The 17,197-nt window shown below is 70.5% G+C and carries 14 protein-coding genes and 1 pseudogene; 7 read left to right on the forward strand and 8 right to left on the reverse strand.

The features are described 5' to 3' along the window. The first annotated feature begins 137 nt into the window (after window positions 1-137). Window positions 138-722, forward strand: a complete 585-nt coding sequence (locus AB0R04_RS03980; protein WP_363367952.1) for a TetR/AcrR family transcriptional regulator — start codon at window positions 138-140, stop codon at window positions 720-722. Window positions 723-806: 84 nt separating this feature from the next. Here AB0R04_RS03980 and AB0R04_RS03985 read toward each other — a convergent pair whose 3' ends face one another. After that, window positions 807-1,421, reverse strand: a complete 615-nt coding sequence (locus AB0R04_RS03985) for a hypothetical protein (RefSeq protein WP_363367954.1) — start codon at window positions 1,419-1,421, stop codon at window positions 807-809. 493 nt (window positions 1,422-1,914) lie between these two features. Here AB0R04_RS03985 and AB0R04_RS03990 point away from each other — a divergent pair, with 493 nt between their 5' ends. Further along, window positions 1,915-2,961 carry a hypothetical protein gene (locus AB0R04_RS03990; RefSeq protein ID WP_363367955.1) on the forward strand — a complete coding sequence of 349 codons (1,047 nt, stop codon included), beginning with the start codon at window positions 1,915-1,917 and terminating at the stop codon, window positions 2,959-2,961. Window positions 2,962-3,423: 462 nt separating this feature from the next. Here the strand turns inward: AB0R04_RS03990 and AB0R04_RS03995 are convergent, their stop codons facing one another. After that, window positions 3,424-3,843: a hypothetical protein gene (locus tag AB0R04_RS03995; RefSeq protein WP_363367957.1), complete on the reverse strand. Its 420-nt coding sequence runs from the start codon at window positions 3,841-3,843 to the stop codon at window positions 3,424-3,426. 290 nt (window positions 3,844-4,133) lie between these two features. Between AB0R04_RS03995 and AB0R04_RS04000 the strand changes: the two are divergent. Continuing rightward, window positions 4,134-4,250: pseudogene (locus AB0R04_RS04000) on the forward strand (DUF1963 domain-containing protein); the annotation flags it as partial. A 355-nt stretch (window positions 4,251-4,605) separates the two neighbouring features. Here the strand turns inward: AB0R04_RS04000 and AB0R04_RS04005 are convergent. Further along, a complete protein-coding gene (locus AB0R04_RS04005) occupies window positions 4,606-5,034 on the reverse strand; it encodes a hypothetical protein (protein WP_363367959.1) in 429 nt (142 codons plus the stop codon). Window positions 5,035-5,232: 198 nt separating this feature from the next. After that, a complete protein-coding gene (locus AB0R04_RS04010) occupies window positions 5,233-6,045 on the reverse strand; it encodes a barstar family protein (protein ID WP_363367961.1) in 813 nt (270 codons plus the stop codon). 465 nt (window positions 6,046-6,510) lie between these two features. Here AB0R04_RS04010 and AB0R04_RS04015 point away from each other — a divergent pair, with 465 nt between their 5' ends. Beyond that, window positions 6,511-7,197, forward strand: a complete 687-nt coding sequence (locus tag AB0R04_RS04015; protein ID WP_363368019.1) for a transposase family protein — start codon at window positions 6,511-6,513, stop codon at window positions 7,195-7,197. Between the two features lie 289 nt (window positions 7,198-7,486). Here the strand turns inward: AB0R04_RS04015 and AB0R04_RS04020 are convergent, their stop codons facing one another. Both AB0R04_RS04020 and AB0R04_RS04025 read right to left on the reverse strand, forming a co-directional pair. Further along, complete coding sequence (locus AB0R04_RS04020; RefSeq protein ID WP_363367963.1) at window positions 7,487-11,989, reverse strand: caspase family protein; 4,503 nt, start codon at window positions 11,987-11,989, stop codon at window positions 7,487-7,489. A gap of 119 nt (window positions 11,990-12,108) precedes the next feature. Further along, window positions 12,109-12,528, reverse strand: coding sequence for a hypothetical protein (locus tag AB0R04_RS04025; protein WP_363367965.1), 420 nt, complete (start codon window positions 12,526-12,528; stop codon window positions 12,109-12,111). Between the two features lie 440 nt (window positions 12,529-12,968). Here AB0R04_RS04025 and AB0R04_RS04030 point away from each other — a divergent pair, with 440 nt between their 5' ends. Next, on the forward strand, window positions 12,969-13,364 hold the full coding sequence (locus AB0R04_RS04030) for a hypothetical protein (protein ID WP_363367967.1): 396 nt from the start codon (window positions 12,969-12,971) through the stop codon (window positions 13,362-13,364). 454 nt (window positions 13,365-13,818) lie between these two features. Next, window positions 13,819-14,064: a hypothetical protein gene (locus AB0R04_RS04035; RefSeq protein ID WP_363367969.1), complete on the forward strand. Its 246-nt coding sequence runs from the start codon at window positions 13,819-13,821 to the stop codon at window positions 14,062-14,064. Window positions 14,065-14,633: 569 nt separating this feature from the next. Here the strand turns inward: AB0R04_RS04035 and AB0R04_RS04040 are convergent. Then, a complete protein-coding gene (locus AB0R04_RS04040; RefSeq protein WP_363367971.1) occupies window positions 14,634-14,861 on the reverse strand; it encodes a hypothetical protein in 228 nt (75 codons plus the stop codon). A 260-nt stretch (window positions 14,862-15,121) separates the two neighbouring features. Here AB0R04_RS04040 and AB0R04_RS04045 point away from each other — a divergent pair, with 260 nt between their 5' ends. After that, the gene (locus AB0R04_RS04045; protein WP_363367973.1) at window positions 15,122-16,561 is read left to right on the forward strand and encodes a hypothetical protein; all 1,440 of its coding nucleotides are present in this window, start codon (window positions 15,122-15,124) and stop codon (window positions 16,559-16,561) included. An 83-nt stretch (window positions 16,562-16,644) separates the two neighbouring features. Here the strand turns inward: AB0R04_RS04045 and AB0R04_RS04050 are convergent, their stop codons facing one another. Further along, window positions 16,645-17,193 (reverse strand): hypothetical protein, encoded by a 549-nt coding sequence (locus AB0R04_RS04050; protein WP_363367975.1) that lies wholly within the window; start codon window positions 17,191-17,193, stop codon window positions 16,645-16,647. Window positions 17,194-17,197: the final 4 nt, after the last annotated feature.

Genomic DNA, 17,197 nt, shown 5'->3' on the forward strand with positions numbered 1-17,197 from the left:
TCTCCCGACACTACGGCTGTAGTGACCACTTCCCGCACCGTACTACACCTGTAGTTGGGATGGGATAGTGTTGGTGTGAGGGGGTTGGGCTCGCTCCGGGCCGGGACCCCCTGAAGAGAGAGGCCAGGACCGGATCCATGACACCGCCGCGCCCGACGCTGATCGCCGACGCCGCCATCGCCCTGATCGCCGAGCGCGGCCTGCGCGGGCTGACCCACCGCGCCGTGGACGAGGAGGCCGGACTGCCCGCCGGCTCGACCTCGAATCTCGCCCGGACCAGGGCCGCCCTGCTCGACCTCGCCCTCACCCGCATCGTCGAACGCGAGACCGGAGGCCACCTGGTCATGGCCGGCGGGCCCCCGCCGGACTGCTGCCCGCGTCACCTGCTCACCCAGGGAGTGGCCGAACTGCTGTACGAGGCGCTCACCACCGGGCGCAGGCTCACCCTGGCCCGCCTCGAACTCGCCCTGGAAGCCACCCGCCGGCCCGAACTGCGCGCCGGCTACGACCGGCTGGGCGCGCGCTTCACCGACACCGCTGCCGCCCTGCTGGCGCAGAGCGGCTCGGCCGACCCGGCGGCCGACGCCCGACGGCTGATCCGCTGGTGCGACGGGCTGCTGTTCAACGCCACAGCGGGAAGCGGACACTGGCACGTGCCGACACCGGAGGACCTGTGCGGCGAGGTGGCACACTACCTCGCCGCACTGCTCGACCGGGAGTGACCGGTCGGGACTGACCGGTCGGGACGGACCGGCCGCCGCGGACGCAGGCCCTCGACGCGGCGGGCTTCGGCTACCACCGCTGCTTCAGTTGGGTGTTCGCTGTTTCCGCCAGCGGGCCTGGTGGAAGATCGGTTCGACGGCGACCACGCAGAACGCGTGCATGGGCTGGTCCGTGCCCCTGGGGTCGAAGAAGCCCACCATGTCGCCGAGGAAGCTCTCGCCGTGCTGATGGACGTGGGGGTCTTGGGCGACGCGGTCGCCGGCGGCGGTGAGCCAGTCGCCGATCCAGAACAGCAGCTCGGCACGGGCGGTGATGACGATCGTCGCGGCGTACTCGGCGAAGCGGGCGGGGTGGCGATCGGCTCGGCGACGGACGTCGTCGGGACGGTCGGGAGACCGTGCCGCTGGGGCGGTCACCCTCAACGGCGCCGAGGCGCGGCGCATCCTGTGCCGCAGATCCGGCCAGTCGGACGGCCGCAGTCCCGTGTCCTCACGGGCCAGGAGCATGGGCATCGGATGGGAGTCGCCGCCGGCGGAGGCCATCGGATGGGCGCCCGGTGGGACCGGAATGTAGATCGCGCTGTGCGGGCTCGCCGCGGCGACGCGGAACAGAGCGCCGAGCCGAAGGAGATCGGCGCGGCTTGCGCTCAGATACCCGACTCGGTAGTCGGGCGGGCGGACGAAAGTGTTGCGGAGCATGGGACCAGCGCTCAGGATTCGGCTGAGCCCGGATTCGGGATCGGCAACAGGGTGGCTCGTCACCCGCAACCGCATCCGACCGTCGCCAACCCCCATGCGCCAAGTACAACACGCGCGCCAGTGGCCTCAAGCTCCTTTTTTGCGAAGCCCGGGGAGCCCCTCGCGGTGCGGAGCACAACCATGGTCCCGACGGACCTCGACTAGCCCGTCGGCCGCCTCTCCGTCGGCCGTGAACTGCGGCTGGAACCGGGCCGGAGCGCACACCCGGCACCGGTACGAGGACGAGACGTCGTTACCGGAACCTGACGGTACCGATGGAAGAGCGAAACGCGCCCCAGACGAGGACCTGACGTTCTGTTCCTACAGTGCCGGATATCCGCGACGCGCGGGGCGGACCGCGGCCGCCCCCCGCGTACGGACCGCACCCGAACGCGAACCGCACCCGACATGAACCGCACCCGACATGAACCGCACCCGACCGAGATGGGCAACGATGTCAGTCACACGCCGAGAACTTCCCCGCGGCCTCTCCGCCGCAGGCGCCCTCCTGCTGAGCGCGACCACGGCAGCGGCGGTGCTGCTGCCCACCGCGGCCTTCGCCGCGGAACGGGACTCCGTCACCTCGCACGCCGGCGCCACGACCGCCCAGGAGCGCGGCCGGATCGACGCCTACTGGACCGCCGCGCGAATGAAGCTGGCGGGCGCCATGGTTCCCGAGATCACCCCCGTGCCCGAGGACGACACCACGCCCGACGATCCGCGTCCGCTCCCGCCGAACACGCCGGACCCCGGCGCCGTCTGGACCCACGGCGGCGCGGTGGACCGGAGCGTCGGCCGGCTCTTCTTCACCTTCTCCGACGGCTACGACGGCAGTTGCACCGCGACCGTCGTCAACAGCACGAACCGCAGCACCGTCGTCACCGCGGCGCACTGCCTGCGGGGCGTCGGTGCTCCCGCCACCGACGACACCTGGCAGCACAACCTCTACTTCGTGCCCGGCTACCGCAACGGGACGAAGCCGCTCGGCGGATTCAGCATCAAGTCGACGGCCACGTCCTCCCGTTGGGACGCCGATCCGGGCAGCACGACCTCGAACGACGTCGCCGTCGCCGGCTACGACACCGGGGTCCTCGTGGCGAACCCGTCAGCCGAGGGGCGCCGGATCGCGGACGTCACCGGAAGCCAGCGGATCGCGTTCACCGAGCCCGCAGCGGGCGAGTTCATCCACACCTTCGGCTACCCGAAGGACCGGCTCAACGACCCCAGCGCCAAGTACGCCGGTTCACGCATGATCCACTGCGCCGGACCGGACCGGCCGGCCCCCAAGGCGCCCCTGCTGTGGGGCGAGTCCTGCGACATGACCCACGGGGCGAGCGGCGGCCCGCACTTCGCCCGCTTCGACACCCGGACCGGCGCCGGCACCGTCGTCGGCGTCACCACCACCACGGATGACCTCGTGGGCGGGCAGCCCGGCACGCTGTACGCCACCCGCCTCGGTGACAGTGCCCACCGCCTCTACAGCTGGGCCCAGGCACGCTAGGCCTGACCGGCACAAAGGCCGGCCGGGACAACCAGGCCCCAACGGAACACGCCGGTACCGGGGGCGCGAGCCGACTGGCTCTCACACCCCCGGTACCGGCGTTCAAGGCCTCCGCCCGAGGCGGCCGTCCGAAGCCGCTGCGGCGTCCGTCAGGCCGGGACCACCCGGTAACTCCACATCGCCCACGGCAGGTTGGCCTGGGCCAGCGAGCCGGTGGCCCACGGGTACGCGCCGGCACAGCCGCCGTCCGGGTACAGCATCACGGACGCGGAGCCGGAGGCGACGTGGACGGAGCGGGCCGGCGCCGACAGGGTGTGGCAGGTGCCGAAGTCGCCCAGGTCGACAGGTGTGCTGGTGGTGCCGGCACGGCAGGCGGCGGCGAAGGAACCGAAGGGTTCACCGCCCCTGCCGCGACGGCGGGTTGGGCCAGCGGGCCGAGCGGCCCGGACCGCAGGGTCCTGCTCAGTAGACGTTGATCTCGTTGGTGCAGTAGGTCCAGTACGGGCGGGGCGGGGTCCAGCCGAGGTACTTGGTGCCGCAGATCTTGATGCTCTTGATCCTCGCCCAGTACTTCGTCGCAACGTCCTTGCCCTGGTCCACCGCCAGCTCCGTCTTCTCGCTGTTGAAGTCGTCCGTGGCGCGGACGGAGCCCTTGAAGTAGGTGCCGTCACCGACCTTGATCCACACCCAGCCGTCCGAGCGGTTGTCCACCTCGACCTGGACGTTGTCGAACTTGAAGTACTTCGTGCAGCCGGCCGTGGCGGCGGTGCCCGCCGCCGCGGGGGAGACCGACACGGTGGTCAGCGCGGCCACGGCGAGGCCCAGGGCGCCGGCCGTCCTGGCCAGCCTGCCGGACAGGTTGTTCACGGTGGTGACTCCCATGGTGTGGTGACGAGGTGTCTGCTCGTCGAGCGTCTCCACTGTGCCGCGGCAGTCGCGGGCACGGCAGCGGTCATCTGACTGCGATAGCCGGTACCGGGACGGGCGCGGGGATCGGTCAGATGACCGCACCCGTCCCGACCGGCCACCGTCCCCGAGCCGCGGACGGGCTCAGCCCAGCAGTGCGGCGGTCACCCGCCGGACGACCGCGCGGCGCTCCGCGGCGTCGTCGAGGTCCACCAGCGTGAGCACCAGCTCGATGTACCCGCACGACCCCGCAACGCCCCGTCGATGTGGAGCAGCTCTTCCCCGAACTGGTGCCGCTGCGCCGCGACGCAATACGCCTCCACCCGCGCGCCGGCAGCCCGTCCCCGGCCGAGAGCTCGGCCGACGGGCCGCTGCTGTGGCCTGGCGGCGAGGCCTCCTGCCATCTGCGGCGGGGCCCTGAACCATCTGCCGTTTGCCGAGTTCGCCCGGATCGCCGGAGAGCTCCCATGGTCTGAGCCGGAACTCTTTCAGCCGTTCGTCATGGCACCGGACGAAGACCGCTACCGGTTGCTCACATTGACCGACTTCCGTTTGACCGACCTCCGTACATGGCCCACGGACTGAGTACCCCCTTTTCGCCGCCCTGGCGGCGTGCTGATGGGCCCGGCAGGCGGTGGAGTCGACGGAAGCCGCCCTGGCTTCTTACCCGCCGGCAGCAACTCCTCCAGCCGGACCCAGTGTTCGTCCGTCAGGCCTCCGCGTCCCGCACCAAGATCATCACAGGCCGCGATCAGGAGTTTCCTCCGTTGGAAACACCGGGTTCCCGTCCTCACCCGTGAACGGAGGGCGGGACGGCAGGTGTCCCAGCGCATGCCAGACGGCGTGGGCGGCAGCGAACTTCACGTCGCCCGGACCGGTGTCAGCAGGAGCGATGACAATCCCGGTGATCTCCACCAGCCAGCCGCGGATGCCGGCGGGCAGTTCCCTCAGCGCGTACCGGACGCCTTCTCGCGCTTCCGCCTCGGCGCCCGGGTCCCCCGCGTCATCGACGACTGCCGAGCCATTTCGGCCGAACACCGCCGCACGGACCACAATGCCGGCACTCGCCACCGGGACCAGGCGCACGCTGACCTCGGCGAAACGCGCCCAGCGGTTCGTCTGGCGCCGCAGTCGATAGATCCCATCCGTGGCGTGAGTCTCCCGCACTACCAAGGCACCAACCGCCACTTCCGCAACACACGCACACCTAACCCAGCTGGCGGCCTGGCGGGGCGGATCGCAGTTGAGCCGCTGAAAGTAGTGGCTGGAAATCCTGGCGCCCGGGAGCATTCGGGCGTGTCGCACCGCCAGCTACTGCCCGGCCGCCATCCGTCAGCGCGCGGTGCGCCATGGGTACTCGCTGCCTCACTGCAGGACGACCTCGACCCCGTGGTCGGCGAAGATCTCAAGGAGAACCTCGAACAGGGCCGCAGTGCCCTCGTGCAGCGCACGCTGTCTCACGAGCCGCGTCCTGGCTACCTCCGAGTGCTGCCATTCCAACGTGAACGGAGAAGAGGCACCCCAGCCTCCTCCGAGGCAGTCGTCCAAGGCGTCGAGGTTCCAGCCGAAGTATCCGCCGGGTCCGTCGATCGCTTCGCCCAGCGCGCAGTAGAAGCTGTCGACGTCGATGACCTGACGGCCGTCCATCCTGAACACTTGTCCCGGTGACCGGTCGCCATCGTCGTTCCGGTGCCGGTATTCCCGGGACAACATAGCCACGGACAACCATGCAAGACGGCCCGCCGGGCCCATGGATCTCCACAGTCCATTTCGGTTCAACTGCCCGGTACGGATCAGTTCCCACACCCCGGCGGAGCCAGGAAGCGCATTTTGACACCAGAGCCGTACCGAGACATCGAAGAGGCCCTCACCGAGAACTGATGGCTTGACGGCGGTCACGGTGACACCACCGACGAAGTAAGACCCCATCGTGGTACCAGCGGTATCGAGCAGGGTCAGGTAGGCGTTTCCCGCGCAGGCGTCGTGTCCACCAACACGGTCGAGAGCGGCCAGCAGCCCGCCCTCCGGTGCGCATCCGCGCAAGTCGACCAACCGGTGGTCATTCTTGAGCGGCGCGAACAAGCCTGTGCAATCCTGAGCGAAACCCCAAGGGGTGTCCTCGTCGTCGTCGCCGGTCAGAGAGTAGTTGAACTCCGCCCGCGCGCCTGTCGCTTCCATCTCAACCTCACCATCTGTCGTCCCTGCAGGAGCTCGGGTCGGGGCCCTTCGAGCGAGTTCGCCGCGTGTCCTGTCGGCATGGAGTATCGCTGAGTTGGGTGCTGACGGTGCAACCGATGTTGGTGGCGCCGCCCGCGCCCAACCTGCAGGTCGAGGACTTGCCGCCGGAGATCGGGAAAGCGTTGGCGCTCGGTCCTCCGCATCGGCGCTGCTTCGTCCGGCATCCCGGCGGAAGTCGGGCGTGCCGAGGTGGACGGTGGAAGGTTGCGCTGCACGCTCGCGCATGGCCCCCAGTCTCTGTGCGCCAGCGGCCAGGTGGTCTCGCTGGCGGCGGCCTCGCCGATCCAGCCCTGGTCCTTGGCCTTCTGTAGGCGGTCGATGAGATCGACGTGGATCTCCTGGAGACGTGGCATCTGAGCTGGGTCCACGAGAAGTAGGGGATATCCGACACTGCTGGACGGCACCCTGGTCCGCACCCGGCGCGGCACCGGCGACCAGAACCGGCCCAACTACAGCGGGAAACACAAGGTCCACGGGCTGCTGTTCCTCGCCCTGGCCGACGAGAAGGGCAACCTGATCTGGATCTCGGCGGCGAAGCCGGGCCGCTCCGGCGAGATCACCACCGTGCGCCACAACAAGATCTGCGCCGAGCTCCGCGAAGCCGGCCTCGGCGCCTTGGTCGACCTCGGCTTCGTCGGTCTGGACGACGGCCCGGACGACCCGGTGATCGTCACCGGTCGCAGGGCGACCCGGGGACATCCGCTGACCGAGGCCCAGAAGGAGGCGAACCGGCTGGTCAACCGCGAACCCGCAGCCAATGAGCACGGCTTCGCCGGCCTGGAGAACTGGAGGGTCCTCACCAAGGTCTGCATGAACAGGCCCGGCACGCCACCATGCTTCTGCAGGCCCTGCTCGTGTCGACGAACGCCGAAATCTCCCGTTGACGGACGATCATCTGCTACCGATCACGCCGTACCCGAGCATCTTGTGCAGCACCGTGGTGAACTGGGATCGGTCGCTCTGGTTCGTGAGCGCATCCCGGCGAACCGCGCTGATCACCTCCGACCCGCGCGGGATCGTGTTCTCCAGGCCGGCCAGGAGTGCCGTGCTCACCGACCTGCTGTCCATGGGGATCTGGCAGAGACCCAATAAGGCGACTTGGCTGAGATCGTCGTTCGGAGGCCGCCGGATCTCGGCGGTATCCCGTTCTTGCGGGTATCGGGCGAGCAGTCGGTGGGTCTGCGGAATATGCCATGGTGTCGACGAACGGCTCCCGGCCGCATGGGCCGGCCACCCGGCCGCGTCCGGGCTATGGCGTGGAGTCATGAGGCAGCCGGAGCGTTCCAGCTGGGAACACGGGGAACGCCTGCCACTACCAACGCCGTTCGGCTGGTCGGCCGTTCAGGTCCGGCTCCGATTGCAGTGGCTCGGACCGGAGGTCCTAGCAGGTCTGTTGGTAGCTCAAGCCCGGGACGTAGGCCCTCCAGTCCGGGGCGGAGAGTCCCCCGCCGGCCCGTGTGCAAGCCAGCGCATGGGCGTGGTCGCGCAGTTCGTCGAGTGCGCCGAGGTCGTTGACGTTGACGATCTTGTCCTCGGCGCCGGACAGGAGAGTCTTCCCGTCCGGGGTGACGGCGACCGCGGTGATCGCGCCGGTCCGGGTGCTGGTGCCGCCGAGGTTGTAGGGCTGGACCGGGTTGGTCACATCCCAGACGATCACCGTGCGGTCGGCGCTCCCGGATACGAGGGTGTGGTCGTCCGGGCTGAAGGCCAGCGCTTGCACCCCACTGTTGTGACCGGTCAGGGGCTGGCCGAGGCGGTGTGTTTCGGCCGGTCTGCTGGTGTCCCAGAGCATGACAGTGGCGTCCAGGCTTCCGGTCGCGAGGGTCCGTCCGTCGGGGCTGAACGCCAGCGCGACAACCCAGTTGGTGTGGCCGTCGAGTTGGCACAGCTGCTGCGGGTGGGCGGGGTCCTCGGTGTTCCAGAGGATCACCGTCCCGTCCCAGCCGCTGGTGGCCATCGTGTGCCCGTCCGGCGTGAAGGCCACGGCGGCGACGGTGCTGCGATGGCCGGTGAGCGGCCGGCCGACCGGCCGGGGGCGGGCCGGATCGGAAGTGTCCCAGAGCTGCGCCGTGCCGTCTCCGCCGACGGTGCTGAGGAGGTGCCCCACCGGGGCAAAGGCGAGCGCTTGGACTCCGCCGGTGTTGGCGGTGAACTGCCTCAGCTGCCGGGGGTGGTGTGGATCTGCGGTGTCCCACAGGATCACGGTGGTGTCGAGGCTTCCGGTGGCCAGCAGGTGTCCGTCCGGGCTGAAGGCCATGGCGTCCACCGAGCGCGACTGCCCGGTCAGGGCGGGGGAGATCTTGCTCGGTTGCTGCCGGTTCCCGAGATCCCAGAGTACGGTCGAGCCTTCGCCTCCGCCTGTGGCCAGCGTGCGGCCGTCCGGGCTGACCGCGAGCGAGGCCACGGTGTCGGTGCGGCCGCCGAGGCGGGCGAGCAGCGTGGTCCTGGCGCCGGCTCCCCTGGAGTCCCAGAGGATCACGGTGCCGTCCGTGCTGCCGGTCGCAAGCAGTTGGGCCTCGTGGCCCTGCCGATCCGGCTGGGAGCTGAAGGCAGCCGCGAGCGACCAGTTGGTGCGGCCCAGGGTAGTACCGCCGATTTGACGAGGGTTCGCGGGGTCGGTGGTGTCCCAGGTGCTGGTGGTGTGGTCGCTCTCGGCGACGTCGATCTGATGGGCGCTGACGATCAGGGCCCGCACCGGGGTGTTTCGGTCCGGGAGTTGACCCAGCTGGCGGGGACTGGCCGGGTCGTCGACGTTCCACAGCAGTACCTGGCCGAAGTCGTCGCCGGTGGCCAGGCCGTGCCCGTCGGGGGTGAAGCCGAGCGCGGTGACCTCGTTGCTGCGGGCCTTGAGCGGTCCGCCGAGTACCCGTGGAGCCTTCGGGTCGCCCAAGTCCCAGAGCAGGACGGTTGTGTCCGCTCCGCCGGCCGCCAGCACCTGGCTGTCGGGCCGGAAGGCGAGCGATTCGACCCTGCCGGTGTGTCCGGTCAGGGGCTTGCCCAGTGGCTGCGGCTGGTCGGGTCGGTGCAGGTCCCACAGCCAGACGCCGCCGTCACCGCCACCGGCGGCCAGAGTGCGTCCGTCCGGAGCGAAGGCGAGGCAGGCAACCCCGTTCGGTCCGGAGAGCGGGTTGCCGAGCGGGCGGAGCCGGTCCGGCGCGCTGACGTCCCACAGCAGGACACGACCGTCCGCGCCGCCGACGGCCAGGGTGTTCCCGTCCGGGCTGAAGGCGACCGCGTAGAGCCCGTTCGGGCTCGCGGTCAGTGGCTCGCCGAGTCGGGTGGGGTGGTCCGGATCGCTGGTGTTCCAGAGGGTCACGGTGCCGTCCTCGTCCGCGGCCGCCAGGATCCGACCGCCGGGGGCGAACGCCAAACCGACGACCGTGCCGCGCGGACCGATCAGGGTGCCGGTGTAGGGCGTGAGCAGGGTGCTGAGCAGGTTGGCGGTGCTCTGTGGAGTGTGGTGCAGGGTGTCGGCCGCGATGCCCAGACGCAGGGCCAGCTGCGGGGAGTTGCCACGGGCGGTGTCGGCCTGGCTGAGCAGTGCCAGCGCAGCGGCCTCACGCTGGCGCCGCAGGGCCTGCTGCTGCCCCTTGAAGGCGAGGCCGGCGGCGATCAGCGAGACCACCAGCAGTAGCGCGAGCACGCCGGTGATGCCGGTGCGGACGCGCCGTCGCCGCTGGTCCGCACGCACGCTCGCGGCGAGGAACTCCTCGGCGAGCCGTGTGGTCCCGCCGCTCCGCTCGCGCGCACCCCGTCCGTAGGTCTCGGCCTCCATCGCGGTAGGCGGCTCGCCGCTCCGCTCGCGCGCTGCACCGATCGGCTTCCTGTCCTCGGGCCCGCCGTGCAGCCGCCGGGCGAGCTCGAGCGTGGCACCTCGATAGAGCACTCCGGTGTCCCGCCCGGCGCGCTCCCACTCCTCTGCGGCTTCCAGCAGCTTCTGCTGGACCAGCAGGTCGGCCCGACCGCTCTCGATCCAGCCGCGCAGCCGCCGCCAGGCTCGCAGCAGCGCCTCGTGGGTGATCTGCGCGGTGTCCCCGTCCAGGGTGATCAGGCGGGCACGGGCGAGTGCGTCGCGTGCGGTGTCGATCGCGGCGGCCTCGCCCGGCGGGCGCTCGGCCCGCAGCCCCGCGAGGTCGATGAGGCGCCGGGTGTCCTCGGTGGACTCGCCGATGCGGACCATCCGGAGCAGCATCAGTTGGGCGGCCCGCCGAGCGTCCGGGCTCAGCGCTTCGTAGGTGAGATCCGCGTGTCGGGTGACGGCCTCCCAGATTCCGCCGGTGGCGCTGTATCCGGCCAGAGTCAGGATCCGCCCTGCCCGGCGGCCCCAGGTGAGCCAGAGCGCGTACGCGAGCAGCGGCAGGGTGCCCCCGGAGAAGTCGCTGCTGGAGAGGTTGCCGCCCGCCCGTAGGTCGCGCAGCAGGGTGTCGGCGAGGCCCGCTTCCAAGGTGAGACCCGCCAGTTCGGCGGGCTTCTCGATCGCTTCGCGCAGTTGCTCGGGCGTCATCGGCTCGACCGTGACCTGGCGCTCCTTGAGCGCGTCGACGAGTTCGGGGTAGGCCATGCAGGCCGCGTAGAAGTCCGCTCGGATACCGAGCACCACTGTGGCCGGAGGTGTGGCACCCTCACCGGCTTCATCCGAACCGGCGGGTGGTTGGCCTGCCGCGGTGCACAGCGCCACGACGAACGCGCGCCGTTCCGCCTCGTCCTGGCAGGCCGTGAACAACTCCTCGAACTGGTCCACCACCAGGAGCAGCCGCCCTCCGGGCACTTCACGTCCGCCGCCCAACCGGTGCAGGGCGCGGCGTACCAGCGCGGCCGCGCCGGCCGGATCGGTGCGGAGTTCGTTCAGCACCGTGGCCCGGGGGAGGCCCGCCGGTTCCGCGAGGAGGCCGGCGAGAGCGTCCAGTGGGTGTTCGCCAGGGGTGAGGACCAACTGTGGCCAGGTCCCGGCTCCGGGGATGCGCAGTTCCCCGCGTTTGACCGCGGGCAGCAGGCCGGCCCGCAGCAGCGAGGACTTCCCCGCGCCGGAGAGTCCCACCAGGGCGATCGGCCCTCCCGTGCTCGACCATCCCGCCAGCTTGCCGAGCACCTCGCTCGTCAGCTCGTCGCGGCCGAAGAAGTACCGGGCGTCGTCCGCTGTGAACGGTTCCAGCCCTGGATAGGGACAGACCGGCTCATCCACCCGGCCGGTGATCGGCGGGCCGCCGCCCGGGAGAACGGCCGGCGGCGGAGCCGCAGCCGGGTTGGCCGCCAGTACCAAGTCTCCGGCGCGGCCGCTGAGTTGTCGCTCCGGCGCGGGCAGTCCGAGCAGTGGCAGGACGCGGCGCAGGTGGCGGTAGCCGGCCTCCAGGGTCAGCTCCGGCGGCCCACCCGGCTCGCCCTCTCGCAGGTAGCGCAGGAGCTCTCCGGTGAACGCCGTGTAGGGCTCGTCCGCAAGGCTGAGTGCCTGTTCGTCCCGCGAGGCCGAGGCGAGCAGGTACGTGCCGCTGAGCGCCGCAAGCGCGAACCCGTCGCTGGCCGCGGTGCCGAACGAGCCGCGAGCGCGCCCGGCGAAGCAGCAGTCCAGCACGACGATGATCGACCCTGCCCGGCAGTTGCTGAACGCCTCCCGCAGGGCCTGGTACGGCAGCGCCTTGAACGCCAGCCCTTCGGCCACGTCGTCGGTGACGGCGGTCGCCAAGTACAACTCGTTGCCGGGGCTGACCAGTCCATGGCCCACGTAGTAGACCAGCAGTACGTCCTCGGCCTCGCGAGCGGCCGCCACCACTGCGTTGCCGAACTCGATCGGGTCGCGTGGGTCGATCAGCGGGGTGAGGAGATTCTCCGGCCGCAAACCGCAGTTCTCCACCAGGACCCGGCCGACCTCGCGGACCGTGGCTGCCACCGCGGGCACGTTCGGCAGCCGCGAACCCTGCGCATGCTGCCCGGTTCCGACCAGCAACACCCGTGATCCCGGCGAGGAGAGCGCTGTGCCCGGCTGACGGCCGCCGGAAGCGCCTGACGTCACTGCGCTGCCTGCTCGTCACCGACGCCAGGGTCGGTGTGCTCGACGCCCCGGTCGAGCGAACGTGAAAGCTCGGCCGCCAACTGCCGCACCTGGAGCGCCTCCAGGCCGCTCACGTGAGTGGCGCTGAGCTCGGTCACTGTCCCATCGGGCCGGATCACCTTCACCGACACGTTGCCCCGCTGCCGTCGTATCCAGGAGATCAGCACGCTCGCTACCGCAGTTGCCACGCCACCAGGGCCGAGTACCACGGTCAACGTGTCCAGTACGGCTCCCAGTGTGCCCGGCGCCGGCGGCGCCTCGGCCAGCTGCACTCGGCCACGCAGTTGATCTTCCTCTACGAGCCACTGTCGTAGCGACCGCACTCCGTCGGCCGAGTTGCCGCCTTCGACCTTGACGAGTAGCTGATCATCCACCATGGCCCCTAACTCCCCTAGTCCGAACCGGCATTGACATTCTGTCATGCACCTCTCGACGGCGGGAGGCGAACGAGGAGACTGTCAACGTCGGAGGCTCGCCACTGCCGACCCGACCACCCCAGACACCCCCCGGCGGCACGCGCTGGTACGGAAGAGGACCGAGTTCAGTATTTCCACGAGCGGCCCGCGGGACACATGCTCGTTCCTCGCCGGAACCGGGCTCTTGCTCGGCCTCTCACCGCCATCGCCTTGAGGTGCCGAGGTCTATCCTCGTGCGGCGCCTGGTTCTTGCGCGGGTAGGCCGCGGAGAAGCGTGTCGAGGAACAGTTCGAAGCGGGGCGTGCTCTCGCCGAGGTCACCTCACGGCGCGAAGCGGTCAAGCCGAGGGGCGTAGGAGTCCATGTAGCCTGCGTGCTTGTTCGATTTCGAGGGGCAGGAACATGATCCGACTTCCCGAGGGTTCCTGGTGGGACTGGGACGTTGTCGCCTGGGACACCGGCCTGCTGCGGCTGGGCGCAGGCCATGACCTGTCGTACCACCACAACCTGGAACTGGTCTTCAGCAACCCGGTCTTCGTCATGTGTCCGACAGCCTTCCACGATCCGACGTTCCGAGAGCCGGCGCCGGACGAGGTCCGCATGGTGTCCAGGCAGGTCGGCGAGACACCTGCCGTGCTGGTCGCCTTCGAGGCCGACGCGGGCGGCGCGGAACCCGCCCTCGGTCTGATCGCTGCCGGGCAGCTCGACATCGTTCAGGGAACCGTCTTCCGGTACTGGCGCGAGAACCTGGCGGTCGGAGAGCGCCTGGCGCCTTGGGTTCGGCTGCCACGGGCGTGATGCGGTCTGTTGCCCGTCCGGCGACCACCTCCGGTGTTCCTCCCAGGGACGGGAAGGAGCCCGCTCGCCTGCTCGATGGCGTCGGCGGCCCGCTCCAGGACCGTCCGATGGCCGTCCTCTGTCTGCCGGGTCGCCAGCTCCCGCACCCAGCGAGCGGCCCGCCGGCCCGTCTCGGCAGCCAGCGCGAGTGCCTCGTTCGCCGGCTGATTCTGTTCCCGCTCCGGCTCTGGATCCTGCAGCTCTGGATTCTGCAGCCCCAGGTCCGGGCCCGGCTGCTCCTGGTCGGCGGCAGCACCCGAGCCCCGGCGCTGGCAAGAAGGCCGCCATTTGCCCTTTGTCATGACCAGTGAACTGGCCCTCCGCGGTCCCGGTTGCGGGGCACGGCGTTCCCTGGCGGGTCGCCGCGGCTGACGTGCCGTCGGCGGCCGGCGCTCGGGGTGGCAGGCTGTCGGTCATGAGTGATCAACCCGGACGTTCGGCCCGGCACCCGTTGAACCCGCCGTTCTCCCATCCCGACGCCGTGCTCGACCAGCCGCTCGGCGAGCGCCTGCTGCCGGTGGAATGCTCGCCCTTCTCTGACCCTGAAGCCTTCTCTGACCCTGAAGCCTTCTCCGACCCCGAGGCGGCGCCCGCGCGCACCGAGCCGTCCGGCCGGCGTCTCCTCGGCCCCGGCGGCCTTGCCGCCCAGCAGCCCGTTTGACACGGCCAGTTGGCATCCGGTCAGCAAGGCGAAGGCCGGTGGCAGCGAGGCTTCCGGAGCTGGCGTTCCCGGCCGGCACTGACGTGCTCCAGGTGCTCTGGTGCCCGCTGATCCACTCCGAGCGTGAGCCGAATGCGAGGATTCCGATCAGGAGGCCTGAGTGGCTGGCCACCGAACTGTGCGCCCAGGTCGCCCGGATGCTCGCCCAAAACCAGGCCCGCTTCGACCACCGCCTCGTCGAGACCGGCGAGGCGGTACACCCGGGGCAGCGGCACGAGCACCCGGCCGAGCCGACCGCGGTCGAGCTCCTGGCCGTCATCGGCGCCCGGTCCGACGGCTCGGGCCTGGCCGGACTGCGTGTCTGGCGGTGCCGTACCTGGCGTACCTACGGCCCGGCTCCTGGGCAGCCGCGACGACGGCCAGGACTGCCGGCCCGCCCTCAACACCTCCGGCCACAGCGGGCACCTCCTGCGCGCCCACCAGTTCCTCCTCCGGAGCGCCGAAGCCGTGCGAGACGGAAGCGACCTCGGCGAGGCCGCGACCGCGGTGAGCGCCCGTAGCGGAACCCTCTACGGCCGAGCGGTCCGGTCGTGGCGACCGGATGTCGCGTAGTGGCCGAGCGCGGCAAGTGCCGCCGCGGCGGCGGCGTCGAGGTCGGGCGGTGGCCCGCGGAGGCGGTGCAGCGCGATGTCGGCGGCGTACAGGGCCCGGTTCCCGGGGTGGTCGGAGCCGGAGAGCACGACGGCCTGCTCGGCGCCGTGTCCGGTCCCTCGTACTGGCCGAGGTCGGATCGGCACAGTGACTCCAGACCCGCCAGCGCACCTGCACGGCGGCCGAGCACCCCTCGATCCCGTGGCCCGGTGCCCCCGGCACAGTGGCCTGCCTCGCAGCCAGGCCGCCGGGCACAGTCGCCGGCGCACATACCATGTACTTCGCCTCGTGTGTTCCGTGCGACGATCGGGATATGGCCAACCGCGATACTTCCTCTCGATGGCGCCGTGCGAGTACGGGTGGACTGTGCGGGGTGACGGCGGGCCGGCGGGGTTCCGCGGTCGCTGTGCTGGGGGCGCTGCTGGATCGCTCGCTGGTGCAGATCGCTGACGCCTCCTCGGACGCCCGCTGCTTCGACCGGGAGACCATCCGCGCGGCGGCGGACGTGTGGGACAACAACACCTTCCCGCTGTTTCGGGCAGCCACGGCCAGTACGCGGTGCGGGCGCGAGCGTCGTGCGCGGGCGGCGTTGGAGTGGATGGCCGGCCTCGGTGAGGAGAGGCGGGTCTGGATGCTGGAGCAAGCCTCGGCCGCCGGACACTCGTTGGACGACCTGCTTGCGCCCGCGAAGCCGTACGTGCCAGGTCGTGACCATCTGGGACGGGTGATGGCCCCGGTGATGGCGGTGACGCCGCAGATCGCAGAAATCCTCGCCGCCGACTATGAGCTGGCGTCGGCCGAGGTCCGCTACCTACAGGTCGAGCGGACAGGCAGCCGGCTCGTCGGCTGTCTCGAACTGGCGGTGGCCCGTTCCTATCCCGTCGACGACGGCGCGCCTCCCGAGACCGCCATGCTGGACATACGGCTACGCGACATCACCGAGGTCCGCTTCGATTCCCATGACACCCAGGGCGCAGCCCTTCGACCGGAAGCGGACGGGGTGTCGATCGGCATCGGAGCCCGCGGCACACTCCGCGCTGCGACGGCAGACCTCCACCCAGACGACCGCTGCTGGCACCTGTCCGCCGCCGGACGCCGGGCCGATGCGACCACACCACTCCGCGACAGCCGACCTACCTGGCCCGACCCCCCGCAGGAGGGGCGCTTGGGCACCAACGCCATGGCCGCAGCAACCCTCCTCCACCGCGCCATGCTGCACATCCGCATGGTCCGCTCTGCCTGGGACGCTCACCGGGTCCCGGTGCGCGACTTCCACCGGGCCTTCGCCGGAGCGGGCGCGGCGATCCTCGCCGCAGGCGCGCACCGCCTGCCCCACCGCCGCGAAGCCGCCTTCCGCCAACTGATCGAGACCTGGGCCCGCCGCGGCGGGTCGGCCCTCGCCGACTGGTTCACCACGGTGCTGCCAGAGACGGCCCACCAACCGGCCCTCCTCGCCGGCCTCCGCGACCAGGCCCGAACACACCCGGTCGCCGACGTACCGCAGCAGCCCGCTCCGGACCCCTCTGCGGTCCCCGGTCCGGCGGAGGCCGAGCTCCGATTGGCCACGTACGCCTCGGCATACACGCGCTACGGCACACACCACAACGCCTCCGCCCTCGTGCACCTGGACGTGCCGCCCCGCCCCGAGAGCGCCGAAGGCACCTTCTGGCGCCTGCGCGTCGCGAAAGGCGCCGACCCTGCCCGCTTCCAGTTGCAGACCGAGGCATTCCAGGGCACCAGCCATCCCCACGTCACAGTTGATGACAATGCCGCCCGCCACTTCGTCCTGCACGACGGAGCCCTCGACATCACGAGCGGGGAAGACTCGAACCAAGATCTGTCATGAGTACGTTCCTTTGTGCGGACCTGAGCACATTGCCCTTGACACCGACACCAGCCGACACGTCGTCGGACGGCCAACCACCCGGATCAGGGGAGAAGTGGCCGGACGGCCAGCCATTCCTGAAGCTGGTCGCGACTGCGACCGGGTCGTAGGTGTCCGATGATCAGGTCGAGGTGACCGGTCAGATTCTTGAGGCGGCGTAGCTCACCGATCTGCTCGGCAGGCAGGGCCCGCCAGCGGGCGCCCAGAGCGCCGGCCTTCGCAGGACTCAGGGCGAGCTCGGCGAGGGTGTCGGCGGCGAGAACGTCAGGGTCCCAGTCGGGGTTCTGGGCATCGGGACCGAGGTGGTCGATGATCCACGCCCGGAGCATGAAGTCGTTCTGGGCCATGCGTGCCTGTTCCCAGGGGGCGTCGCCGTGCAGGCGCGCGTTGACCCGCAGGGACAGTTTCGCCCATCGCTTGCGCTCCGCCGGTCCGAGGCCATCCTCGGAGCGGTACGCGCGCAGGGCGCTGATCTCCCGGATGCCCTCCAGCTCGCCACGATGCCGACCAGGACGCTCGGCGAACGCGGTGAGCTGGTCGAACGTCAACACGCTGAGGTCTTCGGCCGGTTCACTTGTCGAGGCGGTGTCCATGGAC

The sequence above is a fragment of the Kitasatospora sp. NPDC056731 genome, assembly GCF_040687675.1.
Lineage (GTDB): Bacteria > Actinomycetota > Actinomycetes > Streptomycetales > Streptomycetaceae > Kitasatospora.

Bases quoted from the DNA above. Each gene is read 5' to 3' on its own strand.
- AB0R04_RS03980 (WP_363367952.1), top strand. From the start codon at position 138: ATGACACCGCCGCGCCCGACGCTGATCGCCGACGCCGCCATCGCCCTG.
- AB0R04_RS03985 (WP_363367954.1), bottom strand. From the start codon at position 1,421: ATGCTCCGCAACACTTTCGTCCGCCCGCCCGACTACCGAGTCGGGTAT.
- AB0R04_RS03990 (WP_363367955.1), top strand. From the start codon at position 1,915: ATGTCAGTCACACGCCGAGAACTTCCCCGCGGCCTCTCCGCCGCAGGC.
- AB0R04_RS03995 (WP_363367957.1), bottom strand. From the start codon at position 3,843: ATGGGAGTCACCACCGTGAACAACCTGTCCGGCAGGCTGGCCAGGACG.
- AB0R04_RS04010 (WP_363367961.1), bottom strand. From the start codon at position 6,045: ATGGAAGCGACAGGCGCGCGGGCGGAGTTCAACTACTCTCTGACCGGC.
- AB0R04_RS04025 (WP_363367965.1), bottom strand. From the start codon at position 12,528: ATGGTGGATGATCAGCTACTCGTCAAGGTCGAAGGCGGCAACTCGGCC.
- AB0R04_RS04030 (WP_363367967.1), top strand. From the start codon at position 12,969: ATGATCCGACTTCCCGAGGGTTCCTGGTGGGACTGGGACGTTGTCGCC.
- AB0R04_RS04035 (WP_363367969.1), top strand. From the start codon at position 13,819: ATGAGTGATCAACCCGGACGTTCGGCCCGGCACCCGTTGAACCCGCCG.
- AB0R04_RS04050 (WP_363367975.1), bottom strand. From the start codon at position 17,193: ATGGACACCGCCTCGACAAGTGAACCGGCCGAAGACCTCAGCGTGTTG.